This window comes from Mesorhizobium sp. M0060 (assembly GCF_040323155.1).
Classification (GTDB): Bacteria; Pseudomonadota; Alphaproteobacteria; order Rhizobiales; family Rhizobiaceae; genus Mesorhizobium.
On sequence record NZ_JAMYUP010000002.1, the window covers coordinates 60487 to 79753 of the forward strand.

Genomic DNA, 19267 nt, shown 5'->3' on the forward strand with positions numbered 1-19267 from the left:
TTGATCAACTGAATCAACATGCCAAGGCTGACATGACGGAGTGGCTGACGCGGGAAGAAGCCCTGGAGCGCCTCAAGGTGCGCGCGCAGACACTCTATGCCTATGTCAGCCGCGGGCGCATCGGCATGCGGCCGGATCGGTCCGACCCACGCCGCAGCCAGTATCGCGCCGACGATATCGCGGCGCTGGCGAGCCGCCGGGCGCGCGGCCGAAATCCCCAGGCAATCGCCGAAAGCGCAATTGCCTGGGGTGAGCCGGCAATCGCCACCACGATCTCGACCGTTTTGCACGGCCGCCTCGTCTATCGCGGCCAGGATGCGGTTGCTCTCTGCGAGACTGCCACGCTGGAGCAGACGGCAAGCCTGCTTTGGGCATCTGACGCAGCAGTGTCGTTCGTGTCGGCGAGCCGCCATGGCAACGGCGCAACTGGCCGGCCGGCTGCCTTCGCGGAATTGGCCGCGTTGGCGGCGAAGGGCCGGCCTTCGCTCGGCCGCAGGGCGGCTTCGCTCAACCAAGATGCGGCCGGCGCCATCGCCGCTCTGGCTCAGGCGCTCGGCGCGGTTCGCGGAACCGGTGCCGTGCACGAAAGACTGGCGCAGGGCTGGTCCCTCGATGCTGCTGGCGCAGACCTGATTCGCCGCTCGCTGGTGCTGTTGGCCGATCACGAACTGAACGCATCGACCTTCGCCGCGCGGGTCGCCGCGTCCACCGGTGCACCTGTTTCGGCCTGCCTGCTTGCCGGCCTCGCCACGCTCTCCGGTCCGCGCCATGGCGGCGCCGCGGAGGCAGTCATGATGCTCGCGGAGGATGCGCAGAGATTGGGGCCGGATGCGGCTATCGGACGCTGGCTCGGTCACGACAGGCCGCTGCCCGGATTTGGCCATCCGCTTTATCCCGAAGGCGATCCGCGTGCGGAGCCGTTGCTGGCCGCCGTCGATGTCGACGATGGGCTGCTACGGCTTTGCGATGCGGCCTTTGCAGCAACGGGCATGCGCCCGAACGTCGATTTCGCCTTGGCCGCGCTGACGCGCAGCCTCCGCTTGCCGTCCGACTCGCCGTTCCGCTTGTTTGCACTCGGCCGCAGCATCGGCTGGGCCGCGCATGCCGTGGAGCAGGTGACAAGCAACGGCCTGATCCGGCCGCGCGCCCGCTACCAGGGACCGCTGCCGGAGCAGCTCTAGCCGCGCTGTGTGCGAAGTCTCAGCCGCACCTGAGGGAAGGTTCGACGCGGCGCCTCGCCCCGGCAATCACGACATCGTGTCGAGCTTGCGCTGCATCGCGGCGATTTGCTCCTTCAGCTCCTGAAGGTCGTCGGGTTTTTCCGGTGTTTCTTTCCTGGCCGGTTCGGCCGGCGCTGCTGCCGGCGCAGAGCCCGCAGGCGGGAACGGCGTGAACAGCCGCATGGCGTTCTGGAACATTTCCATGTTGCGCCGCGTCTGCTCCTCCAGCACCTTGATCGGCGTGGCGATCTTCATCATGTCCATCGGCGACTTGCCGAGGGCATCTTTCATCTGCTCGCGAAAGCGTTCCTGCTCCTTCGAGAAGGCCAGCATCGACTGCTCGAGAAAGCTCGGCACGATCATCTGCATCTGGTCGCCGTAATAGGCGATGAGCTGGCGCAGGAACGGGATCGGCAGCATGTTCTGCCCGTCCTTGTTCTCCAGCTCGAAGATGATCTGGGTCAAAACCGGATGCGTGATGTCGTCACCGGTCTTGGCGTCCTGGACAGTAAACTCCTCGCCTTTTTTGACCATTTCAGCGAGATCCTCAAGCGTCACATAGGTGCTGGTGCCCGTATTGTAGAGACGGCGATTGGCATATTTCTTGATAACAATAGGTTCGTCTTTTGCGGCCATCTGCATCCTCCCCGGACACCGGCCAGCTTAAGTAAGCCGCCGGTAACGATTACGCCTTTTTAAAGGATATGCGCAAAAGCGTCATGAATCCAAGCAGTTTGTGCAGTGCGGGAACATTTTATGCTGCGCAGCACGGATGAGCCGTCATCGCAGCGACGCGCGGCCCGCTTGCCGCGGAGGAACGCCCTGCCCATTTCGGATTTGACTCGGGTTGTGGAAAGGGCAAGAAAAGTCCCCGACCGCACCCGAAATCGCTCCCCGAAAGTATGGAGAAGAACATGTCCGCTTCCAACGCCATCGTTGTCGCCAGTGCGGCGCGCACGCCCGTCGGCTCCTTCAACGGCGCCTTCGCCAACACGCCGGCTCATGAACTGGGTGCCGTCGCTGTCAAGGAAGCGCTTGTTCGTGCCGGTGTCGACGGCAAGGAGGTGGACGAGGTCATTCTCGGCCAGATCCTGACCGCAGCTCAAGGGCAGAACCCGGCGCGGCAGGCGGCTATGGCCGCCGGCGTGCCGCAGGAGGCGACCTCCTGGAGCCTAAACCAGCTTTGCGGCTCCGGCCTGCGCGCCATCGCGCTCGGCATGCAGCAGATCGCACAGGGCGATGCAAAAATCATCGTTGCCGGCGGCCAAGAATCGATGTCGATGGCTCCACATGCACAGCATCTGCGCGGTGGCGTCAAGATGGGCGATTTCAAGCTGATCGATACCATGATCAAGGACGGCCTGACCGATGCCTTCTATGGCTATCATATGGGCAACACCGCGGAGAACGTCGCCCGCCAGTTCCAAATCACCCGCGACGACCAGGACCAGTTCGCACTGGCTTCCCAAAACAAGGCCGAGGCTGCGCAGAGAGCCGGAAAATTCAACGACGAGATCGTTGCCTTCACAGTCAAGGGCAGGAAGGGCGACACGGTAGTCGACCAGGATGAATACATCCGCCACGGCGCGACGATCGACGCCATGACCAAGCTCAAGCCCGCCTTCGACAAGGACGGCACGGTAACCGCAGCCAATGCTTCCGGCATCAATGACGGCGCCGCCGCCGTGGTGCTGATGACCGAAGCGGAAGCCGCAAGGCGCGGCATCACGCCGCTGGTGCGCATCGTTTCCTGGGCGACTGCCGGCGTCGACCCGCAGATTATGGGGACGGGACCGATTCCCTCCTCGCGCAAGGCGCTGGCCAAGGCCGGCTGGTCGGTCGGCGACCTCGATTTGGTCGAAGCCAACGAGGCCTTCGCCGCGCAGGCCTGCGCCGTCAACAAGGACATGGGCTGGGACCCGTCGATCGTCAACGTCAATGGCGGTGCCATCGCCATCGGCCATCCGGTCGGCGCGTCGGGCGCCCGCGTCTTCAACACGCTGGTCTACGAGATGCGCCGTCGCGGTGCGAAAAAAGGCCTTGCCACGCTGTGCATCGGCGGCGGCATGGGCGTCGCCATGTGCGTGGAAGCAATCGGGTGAATGGAAAATAGTGAATGGTGAATGGAAGACCAGAGGGCTTTCGCGACCATTCACTATTCACTATTCACCATTCACTCTGGGAGGGAGCATTATGACAAAGGTCGCAATCGTTACAGGTGGGTCGCGCGGCATCGGTGCGGCGATCTCGATCGCCTTGAAAAGCGCCGGCTATTCGGTTGCCGCAAACTATGCCGGCAATGACGACGCGGCGCAGAAATTCAACGCAATGACCGGTATCCCGGTCTACAAATGGTCGGTCGCCGACTATGAGGCGTGCGCCGCCGGCGTCAAACAGATCGAGGCCGAACTCGGTCCCGTCTCGGTGCTGGTCAACAATGCCGGCATCACCCGCGATGCGATGTTCCACAAGATGACGCGCGAGCAGTGGAAAGAGGTCCTCGACACCAATCTTTCCGGCGTCTTCAACATGACGCATCCGCTGTGGGGCGGCATGCGCGACCGCAAGTTCGGCCGCGTCATCACCATCTCCTCGATCAACGGCCAGAAAGGCCAGGTCGGCCAGGTCAATTATTCGGCCTCGAAGGCCGGCGACATCGGCTTCACCAAGGCGCTGGCCCAGGAAGGTGCGCGCGCCGGCATCACCGTCAATGTGATCTGCCCCGGCTATATCGCCACCGAAATGGTCAAGGCAATGGACGAGAAGGTGCTCAACGAGCGCGTCATCCCGCAGATCCCGGTCGGCCGCCTCGGCGAGCCGGAGGAGATCGCGCGCTGCGTCGTCTTCCTCGCTTCCGACGATGCCGGTTTCATCACCGGCTCGACCATATCCGCCAATGGCGGGCAGTATATTAGCTGATAACTTTATCTTTACGTTGAGACAGATACGCGCTGGACGAAACGGGCCGCAAAACGGCCCGTTTCCATAGCAGCCTTCCCGTTGAACGATCGCGGTGCGGCACGCTGCCCCAATCCGGCACGCAAAGGTTAATGGCCGCCGCGCAGCCTGTGCAAAAGCCGTCTCACTGCCTGTGGATTCTCGGTGGAAAAGCTGTTCACGACACAACATGTTGCGGTGAACAAATCGAGAAACTTTGCCTATCGCTGATTCGTCGCCGATTCGTTCCGGCTTTGAGCGGAATGTTAACGGCGAGTGCTGAAAACACCATTGAAATGATTAAGGCGCATTAAGAAACATCAATAATTTCACAATGTTGGACGAAGCGGATTGGCCGGCCACGATCATTCACCGGCAAAGGTTAACGGAGGTGCTCGCCTGGATGCTACCTGCATGAATCGGGCCAGTTTCTGTGATTCAGCATGTGGTGAGACTCGCCGGCAGAAAACCCAGATGTAGCCGTGAACAAAACCTGAATCAGCGCGAGTCTGTGATTCGTCGCTGATTCGTTCCAGACTCGTTCCAACTGTTAATCGGGAACAGATTTGCGGCTTCGAACGAACCAATCGGCCTGCCTCGGCACATTCCGCTTTCGCTTCGCGCCCGAAATCCCTATGTGTCGCCTGTCATACGCGGCCAATATGGGCGCGCTCCCGACAATGCGAGGCAGAGAGCCTTATTTCCAGGCCGATGAACATCCATCCGAAACACACTGAACCGCTGATCCTGTCGGGTCGAGACGTGACGGCCGTGCTCGGCCCGACCAACACCGGCAAGACCCATCTCGCCATCGAACGGATGGTGGCGCATGAAAGCGGCGTCATCGGCCTGCCGCTCAGGCTGCTCGCCCGCGAGGTCTATACGCGCGTCTGCGAGAAGGTCGGCGCTCACAAGGTGGCGCTCATCACCGGCGAGGAAAAGATCCAGCCGGCGGGCGCGAAATACTCGGTCTGCACGGTGGAAGCCATGCCGCGCGAGACCGATGCCGCCTTCGTTGCCATCGACGAGGTCCAGCTCGCCGGCGATCTCGAACGCGGCCACATCTTCACCGATCGCATCCTGCATCTGCGCGGCCGCCAGGAGACGCTGCTGCTCGGCGCCGCCACCATGCACGGCATCCTGCAGCGCCTGCTGCGGGGCGTGTCGGTAGTGACACGGCCACGCCTGTCGCATCTTGCCTATGTCGGCTCGAAGAAGCTGACCCGCCTGCCGCGGCGCACCGCGATCGTCGCCTTCTCGGCGGACGAGGTCTATGCCATAGCCGAGCTGATCCGCCGCCAGCAGGGCGGTGCCGCCGTCGTGCTCGGCGCGCTAAGCCCGCGCACTCGCAACGCCCAGGTGGCGCTGTTCCAGTCGGGCGACGTCGACTACCTCATCGCCACCGACGCCATCGGCATGGGCCTCAACCTCGACCTCGATCACGTCGCCTTCGCCCAGAACCGCAAATTCGATGGCTACCAGTACCGCAACCTGACCTCGGCCGAGCTCGGCCAGATTGCCGGCCGTGCCGGCCGGCATTTGCGCGACGGCACCTTCGGCGTCACCGGCCAGGTCGATCCGCTGGATGAGGAACTGGTCAAGAAGATCGAGGCGCATGATTTCGACCCGGTGAAAGTGCTGCAGTGGCGCACCGCGCACTTCGATTTCGCCAACCTCGATGCGCTGAAGCGCTCGATCGAGACCAATGCTCCGGTCGAAGGTCTGACGCGCGCACTGCCGGCAGTAGACGCGCAGGCGCTCGAGCATCTGTCGCGCGACGAGGACATCCGGGCACTCACCACCGATGCCAGGCGCGTGGCGCTGCTTTGGGAAGCCTGCGCGCTACCCGACTACAGGAAGATCGCGCCGGCCCAGCACGCCGACTTGATTGCTTCTATCTACATGGACCTTGCCAAGCATGGCCATGTCGACGAGAACTATATGGCCGAGCAGGTGCGCCGTGCCGACACCACCGAAGGCGACATCGACACGCTGTCGCACAGGATTGCCCAGATCCGCACATGGACCTTCGTTTCGAACCGGCCCGGCTGGCTGGCCGATCGGGCACACTGGCAGGAAAAGACGCGCGAAATCGAAGACAGATTGTCGGATGCGCTGCATGAGCGGTTGACGAAACGTTTTGTAGACCGCAGGACTTCCGTCCTCATGCGGCGCCTTAGAGAAAACACGATGCCTGAAGCCGAAATCAGCCCAACCGGAACCGTCCTCGTCGAAGGCCACCACGTCGGCGAGTTGCAGGGTTTCCGTTTCACTGCCGACCAGAGCGCCGGCGGCGAGGATGCCAAGGCGGTGCGGGCGGCGGCGCAGAAGGCGCTTGCCGCCGAGTTCGAGGCGCGGGCCGAGCGCTTCGGTGCCTCGGCCAATGGCGACATCGCCCTGGGTTCGGATGGCACGCTGCGCTGGATCGGCGCGCCGATCGGCACGCTGGTCGCCGGCGAAGACGCTTTGAAGCCGCGTCTCGTCCTGCTGGCCGACGAGCAACTCACCGGTCCGGCCCGCGACAAGGTTGCCGCGCGCGCCGAGCGCTTCGTCAATTTCCAGATCGAATCCCTGCTGAAGCCGCTGGTCGACCTCAAGAATGCGGAGCAGATCACCGGCATCGGCCGCGGCATTGCTTTCCAGCTCGTCGAGCATTTCGGCCTCATCAACCGTCGCGACATCGCCGACGAGATGAAGTCCCTCGACCAGGAAGGCCGCGCGGCGCTTCGCCGTCTCGGCGTGCGCTTCGGCGCCTACCACGTCTTCGTGCCGGCGCTGATCAAGCCGGCGCCGGCCGGGTTGATAATGCTGCTGTGGGCGCTGAGGAACGACGGCAAGGACAAGCCCGGCTTCGGCGATGTCGTTCACGCGCTGGCCTCCGGCCGCACCTCGGTGGTCATCGATCCGACCTTCGACAAGACTTTCTACAAGCTTGCCGGCTACCGCAATCTTGGCCGGCGTGCTGTACGCGTCGATATTCTTGAACGGCTGGCCGACCTGATCCGGCCGGCGACCAACTGGAAGCCGGGCCTCGGGCCCCGCCCCGACGGCGCCTATGACGGTCAGTCTTTCATGGTGACGCCGCCGATGATGTCTATCCTCGGCGCCACCGCCGACGACATGGAAGAGATCCTGAAGGGCCTAGGCTATCGCGCCGATGCCAAACCGGCGGCCGAGGTCAAGGCGCGGCTCGAAGCACAAGACAATGCCGCACGTGAAGCCGCCGCTGCAAAGCAGGCCGCGGACGAGGCTGCGCGGGCCGAGCAGGCGAGGATAGCGGAAGCAGCTGCCGCGGCAGAGCCACCGGCGGAGCCTTCCGAGCCCGTGTCGGATGCGGCCCCTGTTGCGGAGGCTGCGGCCGAAGCCGTAACCGAAACGGCGGCAGAGGCTGTCGCGGAAGACCAGCCGGCAGCTCCAGAAGAAGTCACGCAAGAGACCCAGCCCGCCGCCGAAGCGGCTGCTGAACCAGCGGCTGAGCCAAAGGCGGAACTTGGGGCGGAATCTGAGGCTACGACACCGGCAGAGCCGCCGGTTTTCGAAACCATGGAAACATCGCCGGCCGAACCTGCGGCGACGGCGGAAGCCGTCACCGGCGAGCCCGCTCCAGAGACCGAGGAGCCAAAACCTATCCTGTTGTGGCGGCAGGGTCGCTTCGACCAGCGCCCGCGTCATCGCCAGCAAGATAATCGTCCCCGGGACAATCATCGGGACAATCGCGCGCGTAACGGCCAGGCCGCACGCGAGGGCCGCAACGATGCGCCGGTTGTAGATGCAGACGGGCAACCGACAGGAACGCCGGGCGACCGGCCCGCCCGTCAAGGGCGCCACGATCAGCGTGACGGCGCCGGCAAGCCGCGCTTCGACCGCAGCAAATTCAAGCCCAAGCCGCAAGGCGAGGCGGGAGAGCAGCGCTCCGGCAAGCCGCAGGGCGAACGCCCCGACCGGCGTGAAAACCGGCCCGACTGGAAGGCTGGCCGGCAGGACGGCAAAGGCGGCGCGCCGGGCGGAAAGCCCGCCTTCCAGCCGAAGCCGCGTGAGGAACGCCCGGTCCGCTTCGACCCGGACTCCCCCTTCGCCAAGCTCGCCGCATTGCGCGACCAGTTGAAGAAGTAAGCTGCTCGTCCGATGGTCACTGATGCCCGCCAGCGCATCGACAAATGGCTGTTCTTCTCGCGCGCGGTGAAATCACGATCGCTGGCAGCCAAGCTGGTGGTCGCCGGACGCGTCCGCATCAATCGCGACAAAGCAGCGCAGGCCTCCGATACGGTCCGGCCGGGAGACGTTTTGACCATCACGCTCGAGCGGCGGATCTTCGTCTGGAAGGTCCTTGGCACCGGTGCACGGCGCGGGCCGGCCGAAGAAGCCCGCCTGCTCTACGAGGACATGTCGCCGCCTCCGGTGCCCAAGGGCGCGGCGCTTCCGGATGCCATGCCTCCGTTGCGCGAGGCCGGCAGCGGCCGCCCGACGAAGAAGGAACGCCGCCAGACCGACCATCTGCTCGGCGACGATTGAGCAAGGTCAAACTTCCGCTTTGCCGGCTCTCTGGAATTCCATTCCGGAAACCCCGGCATTGCTGGCAAGGGCTGCCCTTGCCACCAGCGGACAAAGGCATTACCTCACCAAAAAGGCCCAACAAAATGGGACGCCCCGGAGCCGACCAATGACCTATGTCGTGACCGACAATTGCATAAAATGCAAATACATGGACTGCATCGAGGTCTGTCCGGTCGACTGTTTCTACGAAGGTGAGAACATGCTCGTCATCCACCCGGACGAGTGCATCGATTGCGGCGTCTGCGAACCGGAATGCCCGGCCGACGCGATCAAGCCCGACACCGAATCGGGCCTCGACAAATGGCTGCAGATCAACACCGAATATGCCGAGAAATGGCCCAACATCACCGCCAAGAAGGAGCCGCCGGTTGACGCTAAAAACTTCGATGGCGAAGCTGGCAAATTCGAGAAATATTTCTCCCCGGAGCCCGGCGAAGGCGATTGACAAGACTGCCGATTGCGGCCGCCTGACGCCGCGTAACAGACGTGATACATTAACTGCCTTGACAGACGGCGATGGCGCATGGCCTTCGCGCGTGCAGCAAAACCTTGATTCTTCCGACTTTTTGTGTTACATCAGCTCAACATGCCGGTGACACAACGTCGATTTATGGCGCAAACGCCCCAAATCACTGAAAGGTGAATTTCTCAATCCGGACCAGAGCGATCTGGGGCAGGCGGTCGCAAATGTTGCGATTTGCCGGTCCTAGCCTTTCCGGTGAGTTCATCGTTGTGTGGCTAACGACCGGTCACCCCGGTCGCACGAGTTCGGGCCGGCACGATGCCGGTACCACAACAAGGAGTTCAGGGCGTAATGGCAACGATCACCCCGCAGAAGAAGTCCACCGCAGCGCGCCACGGTTTCAAGACCGGGGAGTACATCGTCTATCCGGCGCATGGTGTCGGCCAGATCGTCTCGATCGACGAGCAGGAAGTTGCAGGCCACAAGCTGGAACTGTTCGTCATCGACTTCCAGAAGGACAAGATGCGCCTCAAGGTGCCAGTCGCCAAGGCGACCTCGATCGGCATGCGCAAGCTGTCGGAAGAGGATTATGTCGAGCGCGCGCTGAAGGTCGTGCAGGGCCGCGCCCGCGTCAAGCGCACCATGTGGTCGCGCCGCGCCCAGGAATATGATGCCAAGATCAACTCCGGCGATCTGATTTCGATCTCGGAAGTGGTGCGCGACCTCTACCGCGCCGACAACCAGCCGGAGCAGTCCTATTCCGAGCGTCAGCTCTACGAGGCGGCGCTCGACCGCATGGCCCGCGAGATCGCGGCCGTCAACCGCATGTCGGAGACCGAAGCGGTGCGCCTCATCGAGGTCAACCTCAACAAGGGCCCGAAGCGCGGCGCTAAGGCCGATAACGAGGAAGCCGAGCAGGAAGAAGCTGCCTGAGCTTTTTCGCCCTGGAAATTAAAAAACCCGGCCTCGCGCCGGGTTTTTTGTTTTTGGCTGACCGGCGATGGTCATTCTAATGCATGTCGCGCAAAAGTGTGCAGCGGTTTTGCGATAACGACATGCGTAAAAACAACAGCCTAAAGCGCGTCGCATGAGGCCGGTCAAACGCGACGCGCTTTAGCTCTCGCCACCGCCCTCCCTTTCCGCCTCCTGCTTCAGCGTCGCGATGAACCGCTTAGTCCGCTGGCGCTCCGGGTTGCTGAACAGCACCGCGGCCGGCCCTTGTTCGACGATGTTGCCGCCATCGAGGAACACCACTTCCCGCGCGATCTTGGAGGCGAGCCGCAGATCATGCGTCGCCATCACCATGGTGGTGCCCTCGCTGGCGAGCTGGCTGAGCACATCGACCACCTCCTGCACCAGTTCCGGATCGAGTGCCGAGGTCGGCTCGTCGCAGAGCAGGACTTTCGGCGAAGGCGCCAGCGCCCGGGCAATCGCCACACGCTGCTGCTGGCCGCCCGACAGCGTCGCCGGCCAGGCATCGGCCTTGTGCGTCATGCCGACCTTTTCGAGCAGAGCCAGCGCCCGTTCGCGCGCCCTTTCCTTGGGCCATTTCAGCACCGTCACCAGCCCCTCCATGATGTTCTCGATCGCGGTGCGATGCGGAAACAGCTGGAAATTCTGGAACACCATGCCGGTCTGCAGCCGCAGCCGCTGGATATCCCTGGTCGAGACCCTGCCGCCGGGGTGGAATTCGAGTGCATCGTCGCCGATCCGCACAGTGCCTGAAGTCGGCAGCTCGAGCAGGTTGATGCAGCGCAAAAGCGTGCTTTTCCCGCCGCCCGATGGTCCGACGAGCGCCGTGACGCTGCCTTCCTCGATGGTGACGGTCACACCCTTCAGCACCAAATTGTCGCCGAAACGCTTTTCAATGTTGGTGAGGCCGATCATGCGCGCGCCTCCAGGAAGCCGCCATAGCGGTTCAGCCTTGTTTCCAGCCGCGCTTGCAAGGCCGACAGCACGGAGCTCATGACCAGATAGAGGGCCGCTGCCTCGACATAGAGGATCAGCGGCTCATAGGTGGTGGCGACGATGCGCTGCGCTGCCTGGAACATCTCCGGCACGGTGATGGCGGCGGCGAGCGAAGTGTCCTTGACCAGCGAGATGAAGGTGTTGGACAGCGGCGGCACGGCGACGCGCCCTGCCTGTGGGAGAATGGTGCGCCGCATTGCCTGGGCCCAGGTCATGCCGATCGAATAGGCTGCCTCCCACTGGCCCTTGGGCACCGAACCGATGACGGCGCGGATGATTTCCGACGAATAGGCACCGATGTTCAAGGTGAAGCCGATCAGTGCTGCCGGAAAGGCGTCGAGCAGGATGCCGACCGATGGCAGGCCATAGAAGATAAGGAACAGTTGCACGAGAAGCGGCGTGCCGCGGAAGATCCAGACGTAGAAGCGAACCACGGCGACCAGCGGTTTGGGACCGAACAGGCGGACAAGCGCCACGACCAGGCCGAGGACAAGACCGAATGCAAACGACAGCAGCGTCAACGGCACGGTGAAGATCAGTGCAGCCCACAGCAGCGTAGGCAGGGATTCCAGCATCAATTGCAGCCAGTGCGGCACGAAGGCTCCTCCTTGCCAGATTGCCGTCGCTCATATCACGCGAAAGCGGCGGGCCGTCAAAGACAGCTCGCCGCGACATGAACGACGCGGGCCGGCATTCGGCCCACACGAGAAAAGCCGTTTTACTTCGAAACGTCCTGGCCGAAATAGGTGTCGGCGATCTTCTGGTAGGTGCCGTCGGCCTTGATGTCGGCCAGCGCCTTATTGATGGCGGCCACCAGTTCCGGATCGCCCTTGCGCACGATGACGCCGGAATAGTCGGCGTTTTCTTCCTGCGCGGCAATCTTCACATTGGCGTCGGGCTTGTGCTTCTTGAAGTCGAGGAAGGACAGGCTGTCGTTGATGGTGGCGTCGGCGCGGCCGGTGAGAAGCAGCTGGATCGACTGGTCGAAGCCGTCGGTGCCGACGAGCTCGGCGCCGTTGGTTTCAGCCAGCTTGCCGAAATTCGAGGTCAGCGACTGCGCCGCCTTCTTGCCCTTGAGGTCGGCGAAACTCTTGATGTCGGTGTTGTCGCCGCGCACGATCAGCACCGCCTTGGAGGCGATGTAAGGATCGGAGAAATCATATTTGGCCTTGCGCGCCTCGGTGATGCCGACTTCGTTGATGACGGCATCGTAGCGGTTGGCGTCGAGACCGGCGATCAGTCCGTCCCATTTGCCTTCGAGGAACTGGGCCTTGACGCCGAGGCGCTCGGCGATGGCCCGCGCGATCTCGACGTCGAAGCCGACCAGCGCGCCGGAAGCATCATGATAAGTGAAGGGCGCATAGGTTCCTTCCGTGCCGACCTTGAAGACGCCGGACTGCTTGATCTGGTCGAGATTGGCGCCGGCATGACTGGCGGCGATGGCCAGAACCTGCAGCGTTCCGGCGATGATGAGCGATTTGAGCCATGTCATTTTTCTGTGATCCCGTCCTTGGCCGATGTCCGGCGTCATTGCGAGTGCCGGAAAATGACAGATGCGCGATGCCAGAATAAGAAACTAAATTTCAAAAATCTCGCGCCCTTGAAATCCCATTCTCAACCAGCATCTCCCGGCGCCATCCGGCTGAGTCAAGGCCGGTGGCGAATCGCCTGGAAACAGCGCAATCGACATGACAGTCCGGGGGAACATTCCCCCGCATGGCACGTTCTTGGCTGTTGTAGGGCGCGGCGCCGCCATTTCAACCATCGGCGCCAACTCACGATTCGATCGCACCGCAACGCCTGAAGCAGGAGCGCGGCATGATGCAAGACAGTGCAGGACGGACCATGGTTCGCGCGGCGATGAAAGCCCCTTATCTGGAACGTGACGAAGAGCATCTCCTGGCGCTGCGCTGGAAGGAAAACAATGACCAGCACGCGCTGCACTGCATCACCGTCGCGCATATGCGGCTGGTCATTTCCATGGCGTCGCGGTTCCGCCACTACGGCCTTCCGCTGGGCGACCTGATCCAGGAAGGCCATGTCGGACTGCTGGAGGCCGCGGCCCGTTTCGAGCCGGAGCGCGAGGTGCGGTTCTCGACCTATGCGACCTGGTGGATCCGCGCGTCGATGCAGGATTATATCCTGCGCAACTGGTCGATCGTGCGCGGCGGCACCAGTTCGGCGCAAAAGGCGCTGTTCTTCAACCTGAGGCGCCTGCGCGCCCGCCTGGCAAACGGCGCCGAGCAGACGTCGAATGCCACGCTCTACCGCGAAGTGTCGGCGGCTCTCGGGGTTTCCGAGGCCGATGTGGCGATGATGGATTCCCGCCTTTCGGCACCCGACAGCTCGCTCAACACGCCGCTTGCCGACGATGCGGGCGCAACCGAGCGGATGGAGTTCCTGGTTTCGGATGATCCGCTGCCCGACGAGGTCGTCGGCGACACGATCGATGTCGAACGCCGCTCTGTCTGGCTGAAGACGGCGCTCGGCGCGCTCAATGCGCGAGAACTCAGGATTATCGAGGAGCGCCGGCTGAGCGACGAGGGCGCGACGCTCGAAGCACTCGGCGAGACGCTCGGCATCTCCAAGGAACGTGTCCGCCAGATCGAGGCGCGCGCCATGGAAAAACTCAAGGCGGCGCTGGTGAAGCAGAATCCGGAATTTCTCGCAGCCTGAAAATCGCGTCGGCTGCTATTTGTCCGTGACGATCTTGACCTTGTCGCCGGCCGAGACGGCGGCACCCGGTGACAGCGCATTGAGCACCCTGAACAAATCCAGCTTGCGGTCGACGCCGACCATCTGTGCGGCCAGGGAGCCCATTGTCTGGCCGGGCTGCACCGTGACGATGCGGATACGCAGCGGCTTCAACGCCGCCTTCTCGGCAGCACTCAGGATACGGAACGAGCCGCTGACCGAGCGCGCCACCGTGCTCAGCGAAGTGCTGGCCGAAGGTGCCGCGGTCAGCAAGCGGTAGACCTGGCCGCCGGCGCGGATCACCGCAATATCGAATTGCCAGCCATCGGCGCCGGCATGCGCGGTCGCCGCTTCGTTGCCGTTGATCGTCTCCTGGCGCACGCTGCTGTCGTCGAGGCCGGCAACCCAACCGCTGCGGATGTAGTCGGTCAGCGAGCGGCCCTTGTCGATCGAAACACCGTCGAAGCGGATCGCCATGTCGCCCGGGCCGGTCGCCGTCACCGCCGCTGCCGAATTGTCGATGATGAAGCCGTTGGGCACCGAGAACGACACGCCGAGGCCAGGATGCAGGAAGGTTTCGCCGCGCACATAGCCTTCCTCCGGTGTGTCGCCGTAAAGCAGCCCGTCTACGCCGGAAAGGAATGAATCGCGGTCGCGCGACCCGACACCGGGCGCGCCGAACTGGCGGGCGTGACGCTGCGCGAGATCGATACGCTGCGGCGTATTGGGGTGCGTCGCCAGGAAGTCGAGGCTGGCGTCGGTGGCGCCGCTGATCGAGCGGAAATCGGTATAGGCCGACATCGACTGCAGGAAGCGGCCGGCGGCGTAGGGATCGAAACCGGCTTCGCCGATCGATTTGATGCCGATGGCGTCGGCCTCCAACTCCTGATTGCGCGAGAACTGGGCCAGCCTCAACTTGCCGCGGATCAGCGCCGCCTTGGCCGTCGGGTTGTCGCCGAGCACATCCGAAACCACCTTGGTCGCCAAGCCCTCTTCGGCTTCCAGCTGCTGGCGCTGCAGGCCGTGATTGGCCGTAACGTGGCCCATCTCATGCGCAATGACGGCGGCAAGCTCGGCTGAATCGTTGGCCAACGCCAGCAGTCCGCGGGTGATGTAGAGATAGCCGCCCGGCAGCGCGAAGGCATTGACGTTGGGCGAGTTGAGGATGGTGATGCGGTAGGTCTGGGTCGGGTTGGCCGACACCACGGTCAGTCTGCCGACGATCTTGGCCACCATGCGCTCGAGCTTGGGGTCGGAATATTCTCCGCCATAGGTGGCGAGGATGCGCGGGTGCTGCGCCTTCGCCAGTTGGGCGAGCTTGCCGTTGGCGGCGACGTTGTCGACCGTGATCGGCTTGTCTGAGGGCTGAAAGCCTGATTCCTGCACGTCGGGAGGCGTGAACATCTGGCAGCTTGCCAGCGCCACGGCAAGACCGGCCAGCGCCAGAAAGCGCGCCAGCGGTTTCACCCTCCGATTGTCGATGCCGGTCGGCAGATCGGCTTCCTTTCAAGTCCTGGCACGTGACCGCGAAAATCGGGCGCGATTTCCGGAAAGCATCACGCGCAAAATCAAGTGCTACGGCGTCCTTCGTGCGTCCGACAGATACGAGGCAGCAAGGGCAAATCACGGTCTAAGCCGGACCAACTCCTGGCGGACCTAGCCACACTACCTCGACCATGGCAAGCAAGCGCCGCTTCGCCTTCCGCCGGTTTGACCATAAATTATGTCCGCTTCCGGGCAACATCTCGTGATCCAGCCGCAAACGGACCCGAGCCGATATAGCGTCGGAATGCCTCCGGTCCAGCCCCGACGAAAAAATCGGCGGCGGTGCCCGTCGCGGCAACCGTGCCACCATCCAGGAAAACCATGTTTCGGCCGATACGGCGCGCATCGTCCGGCTGGTGCGTGACGAATAGCACCGTCATGCGCTGCTCCGAATGGACGTCGGCCACCAGGTCGAGCATGTCGTCGCGCAGTGCCGGTCCGAGCGAAGCGAACGGCTCGTCGAGCAACAACACCGGCCGGTCGCGCACTAGGACCCGGGCGAGCGCGACGCGCTGCCGCTCGCCGCCCGAGAGTTCGCGCGGCAGCCGGCTTTCCTTGCCGGCAAGGCCGACGCGCTTCAGCGCTGCGGCGATTGCGGCGCGATCGGCGTCGTTCAGCCTGAGCGAAGGCGAGCGGCCGAGCCCGACATTCTGCTCGAGGGAAAGATGGGCAAACAAGTTGTTTTCCTGAAATACCATCGACACCGGCCGCTCTGAAGGCGGCGCAGTGCTGACGTCGGCGCCGCCGATCAGCACGCGGCCCGACCGCGGCACCTCGAAACCGGCCACCAGATTGAGCAGCGTCGACTTTCCCGAACCGCTCGGCCCCATGATGGCGGTGATTTCCGACGCCGGGAAATCGACGTCGAATATAAGCGGCGTTTCACCATAGCTGAACGAGACATTGTCGAGCCGCACGGCCGCGCTTTTTTCCACCGAAATGGACCGTTCCGGGCTGATCGGCATCATGATTTCTCTCTCCTTCCCAGCCAGTCCGCGGTCAGCACCAGTGCCAGGCAGACAAGGCCGAGCAGCAGCGCCAGCCCGGCCGCATCCTCGGTGCGGTAGCTGCCCATGCGCGCCAGCAGCAGATAGGGCAAGGTCTGCACGGAATCGCTGCCGAACAGCGCAATGACGCCGAGATCGCCGAGCGACAGCGCCATGGCGAAAGCGAAGCCGGTGGCGAGCGGCCGCCGCAGCGACGGCCAGTCGACCAGCCGCAACCGGTTCCAGCCCGAGATGCCAAGCTGTGCACAGAGCCGTTCGTGGCGTTCGCTCGCCGCGTCATAGGCAGGGCGGATAGCGCGGATGGCGAACGGCATCGCCATCACCGCATTGACCGCAACCACCATGACAGGGGCGATCGCAAAGACATCGCTGACGGTGCGCAGGAGCAGGAACCAGCCGGCACCGATGACAATGGGCGGCACCACCAGGACGAACCCCGCACCGGTGTCGGCCAGATGTTCGAGCAGCGTCCGCCTGCCGGTCCGCCGGGTGAGTGCCAGCGCCCGGCGCGCCATGACCAGCGACAGCGACAACGCCAAGGAGAGCAGCGCCGATAAGAGGGAGAGCATGGCACTGGTCGCCGTCGCTTGCCGCACCGCGCTCTCGCCGGCCAGGCGGCCGAGATCGGCGCCAAGCCCGGCCGCCAGCGTGGCCGCCATCGGCCCGGCGACGAACAGCAGTGCCAGCCCGATCACCAGCGCGTTCAGCACGGTCTCGGCCGCACCAGCTGAAAAATACCGGCGCGGCGCAACCGGCAGATTGGCGTCGCCGGTCATATTGGCGCCAAGCCGCGTCAATGCCAGCACCACGACAAAGGTCAGGGCAATTTGCAGCAAGGTCAGCGTCACCGCCCGCGCCGGGTCGAAGTCGAAACGCAGCGCCTGGTAGATAGCAACCTCCAGCGTCGTCGCACGCGGCCCGCCACCCAGCGTAAGCACGATGGTGAAGGAGGTGATGCAGAGCATGAAGACGAGCCCGGCGATGCCCGGCAGGGCCGCACGCAGCGTTGGCCATTCGATCAGCCGGAAGGCCGGCGCCGCGCCCATGCCAAGCTGGCTCGCCAGCCGCCATTGGTCGGCCGGCACCGTCTGCAACGCTTCCAGGAACAGCCGCGTTGCCAGCGGCAGGTTGAAGAAGACATGGGCGACGAGAATGCCCGACAGACCATAGATGCCGGGCCAGCTCTGGCCGCCAATCGCGCCGAGCATGCCGGCGAAAAACCCAGCGCGGCCATAGAGTGCCAAGACGCCGAGTGCGGCAACAATGGCCGGCAGCGCCAGCGGCACGGCGAAAAGCTGCAGGATAAAGCCTCGCCCGAAAAACTGTGGATGCCGCGACAGGGCACGCGCGACGAACAGCGCTGGTGCGACGGAGAGCAGGGTCGACAACAGAGCCTGCCAGAGCGTGAAACGGGCGACCCGGAAGAGATAGGAATCGAAAGCCGAGACAGCACCGGAAGGGTCGCGTGCGGCTTCCAGGACGAGCCCTGCGAAGGCGCCGCCGATCAGCAGCGCGATGGCGGCGAGCGCGACTGTGCCAGCGGTGACGCGGGAGTCCGATGATGACGCGCGTTGCACGCTAGACCGCCAGATTCGAGATTCTTAGCGAGGACGGCGTTCCTTCGCGCCCCCCTCTGTCCTGCCGGACATCTCCCCCACTTGGGGGGAGATCGGCAGCGTCCGCGCCTCGCTCAGTCCTGCAACGTTGGAGATTGGCGAAAGCCGAAATGACGGCCAATCTCCCCCCTCGTGGGGGAGATGCCAAGCTTTGGCAAAGAGGGCAGGACAGAGGGGGGCGCCGTAGAGCGAACATCTTCGTCGGTGAAAGCCTACTTGCTCATCACCGCCAGCCACTCGTCGACCCAAGCCTTGCGATTTGCCGCCACCTCCTCCGAGCTGAACAGCAAGGTTTTGGTCGGTTTGACGAGCTTGTCGAAAGCCGGGTTGAGCGGCTTGTCGGTCTTGCCGGCCGGGAACATCCAGTTGGTCTCGGGAATGACGTCCTGGAATTTCGGCCCGGTCATGAAGGCCATGAACTTTTCCGCCAGCGGATTCTTCGCGCCCTTGGTGGTGATCCCAGCGACCTCGATCTGCAGATATTCGCCTTCCTCGAAGGACGCCGCCTGGTAGCGCTCGGTGTTTTCGGCAACCATGTGATAGGCCGGCGAGGTGGTGTAGGACAGCACCATCGGCGCCTCGCCCTTGGTGAACAGGCCGTAGGCCTCGCTCCAGCCCGGCGTTACCGTGAGCACCTTTGCCCTGAGCTTGGCCCAGGCTTCCGGCGCCTTGTCGCCATAGACCGACTTGACCCACAACAGCAGGCCAAGGCCCGGCGTCGAGGTGCGCGGATCCTGGATGACGATCTTGTCGCCGGCATCGCCCTCGACCAATTCCCTGAGGCTCTTCGGCGGGCTCTTCAGTTTTTCGGTATCGTAGACGACGGCGAAATAGCCATAGTCGAACGGCACGAAAATACCGTCGCTCCAGCCGCCCGGCACGCTGACGTCCGACACGGCGCCATGCGGCGAAAACAGGCCGGTTGCCTTGGCATCTGCGGTCAAATTGGTATCGAGGCCAAGCACGATATCGGCTTTGGTCGCGGCGCCTTCCAGCTTCACACGGTTGAGCAGCGCGACGCCGTCGGCGACCGAGACGAATTCGACGACGCAGCCGCACTCGGCCTCGAAAGCCTTCTTCACCGCCGGTCCCGGACCCCAATCGGCGGTGAAGCTTTCATAGGTATAGACGGTCAGCTTATCCTGTGCCGATGCCTGCCCTGGCAGGGCGAGCGCGGATGCTGCAAGCAGGACAATCGAGACAAGAGAGTGGAAAAAACTGCGCATCGGCGCCTCCTTCGTTCGCGTTGAAAGGAATTGAGGC

Annotated in this window: 16 protein-coding genes; 8 read left to right on the top strand and 8 right to left on the bottom strand. The window is 63.5% G+C overall.

Annotated features, from left to right (window positions below; all coding sequences use genetic code 11):
- The first annotated feature begins 32 nt into the window (after positions 1-32).
- The gene (locus tag NKJ94_RS02580) at positions 33-1181 is read left to right on the top strand and encodes a citrate/2-methylcitrate synthase (protein ID WP_352522833.1); all 1149 of its coding nucleotides are present in this window, start codon (positions 33-35) and stop codon (positions 1179-1181) included.
- 66 nt (positions 1182-1247) lie between these two features.
- On the opposite strand, the gene phaR is transcribed toward NKJ94_RS02580, so the two are convergent.
- A complete protein-coding gene (phaR, locus tag NKJ94_RS02585) occupies positions 1248-1856 on the bottom strand; it encodes a polyhydroxyalkanoate synthesis repressor PhaR (protein ID WP_352522834.1) in 609 nt (202 codons plus the stop codon).
- A gap of 278 nt (positions 1857-2134) precedes the next feature.
- Here phaR and NKJ94_RS02590 point away from each other — a divergent pair, with 278 nt between their 5' ends.
- From NKJ94_RS02590 to NKJ94_RS02615, 6 genes are all read left to right on the top strand, one after another.
- Complete coding sequence (locus NKJ94_RS02590; protein ID WP_352522835.1) at positions 2135-3322, top strand: acetyl-CoA C-acetyltransferase; 1188 nt, start codon at positions 2135-2137, stop codon at positions 3320-3322.
- Positions 3323-3413: 91 nt separating this feature from the next.
- Positions 3414-4139, top strand: a complete 726-nt coding sequence (gene phbB / locus NKJ94_RS02595) for an acetoacetyl-CoA reductase (protein ID WP_352522836.1) — start codon at positions 3414-3416, stop codon at positions 4137-4139.
- A 729-nt stretch (positions 4140-4868) separates the two neighbouring features.
- Positions 4869-8270, top strand: coding sequence for a helicase-related protein (locus NKJ94_RS02600; protein ID WP_352522837.1), 3402 nt, complete (start codon positions 4869-4871; stop codon positions 8268-8270).
- Between the two features lie 12 nt (positions 8271-8282).
- Positions 8283-8669, top strand: coding sequence for an RNA-binding S4 domain-containing protein (locus tag NKJ94_RS02605; RefSeq protein ID WP_352522838.1), 387 nt, complete (start codon positions 8283-8285; stop codon positions 8667-8669).
- Between the two features lie 148 nt (positions 8670-8817).
- Complete coding sequence (fdxA, locus tag NKJ94_RS02610; RefSeq protein ID WP_352522839.1) at positions 8818-9156, top strand: ferredoxin FdxA; 339 nt, start codon at positions 8818-8820, stop codon at positions 9154-9156.
- A gap of 369 nt (positions 9157-9525) precedes the next feature.
- Positions 9526-10107, top strand: a complete 582-nt coding sequence (locus tag NKJ94_RS02615; RefSeq protein WP_006327799.1) for a CarD family transcriptional regulator — start codon at positions 9526-9528, stop codon at positions 10105-10107.
- A 180-nt stretch (positions 10108-10287) separates the two neighbouring features.
- Here the strand turns inward: NKJ94_RS02615 and NKJ94_RS02620 are convergent, their stop codons facing one another.
- The 3 genes from NKJ94_RS02620 to NKJ94_RS02630 all read right to left on the bottom strand — a co-directional run bounded on the left by NKJ94_RS02620 (position 10288) and on the right by NKJ94_RS02630 (position 12634).
- A complete protein-coding gene (locus tag NKJ94_RS02620; RefSeq protein WP_352522840.1) occupies positions 10288-11061 on the bottom strand; it encodes an amino acid ABC transporter ATP-binding protein in 774 nt (257 codons plus the stop codon).
- Entirely contained in the window at positions 11058-11738 is a 681-nt protein-coding gene (locus tag NKJ94_RS02625) for an ABC transporter permease subunit (RefSeq protein WP_023721020.1), read from the bottom strand. The genes NKJ94_RS02620 and NKJ94_RS02625 overlap by 4 nt, the downstream gene beginning before the upstream one ends.
- 122 nt (positions 11739-11860) lie before the next feature.
- A complete protein-coding gene (locus tag NKJ94_RS02630; protein ID WP_352522841.1) occupies positions 11861-12634 on the bottom strand; it encodes an amino acid ABC transporter substrate-binding protein in 774 nt (257 codons plus the stop codon).
- Between the two features lie 326 nt (positions 12635-12960).
- Here NKJ94_RS02630 and NKJ94_RS02635 point away from each other — a divergent pair, with 326 nt between their 5' ends.
- Entirely contained in the window at positions 12961-13818 is an 858-nt protein-coding gene (locus NKJ94_RS02635; protein ID WP_352522842.1) for an RNA polymerase factor sigma-32, read from the top strand.
- Positions 13819-13833: 15 nt separating this feature from the next.
- Here NKJ94_RS02635 and NKJ94_RS02640 read toward each other — a convergent pair whose 3' ends face one another.
- From NKJ94_RS02640 to thiB, 4 genes are all read right to left on the bottom strand, one after another.
- On the bottom strand, positions 13834-15303 hold the full coding sequence (locus NKJ94_RS02640; protein WP_352522843.1) for a M48 family metalloprotease: 1470 nt from the start codon (positions 15301-15303) through the stop codon (positions 13834-13836).
- 254 nt (positions 15304-15557) lie between these two features.
- A complete protein-coding gene (gene thiQ, locus NKJ94_RS02645) occupies positions 15558-16349 on the bottom strand; it encodes a thiamine ABC transporter ATP-binding protein (protein ID WP_352522844.1) in 792 nt (263 codons plus the stop codon).
- Complete coding sequence (gene thiP, locus NKJ94_RS02650) at positions 16346-17965, bottom strand: thiamine/thiamine pyrophosphate ABC transporter permease (protein ID WP_352522845.1); 1620 nt, start codon at positions 17963-17965, stop codon at positions 16346-16348. Before thiP ends, thiQ begins: the two co-directional genes overlap by 4 nt.
- Before the next feature lie 251 nt (positions 17966-18216).
- A complete protein-coding gene (gene thiB, locus NKJ94_RS02655) occupies positions 18217-19230 on the bottom strand; it encodes a thiamine ABC transporter substrate binding subunit (protein ID WP_352522846.1) in 1014 nt (337 codons plus the stop codon).
- Between the last annotated feature and the right edge of the window lie 37 nt (positions 19231-19267).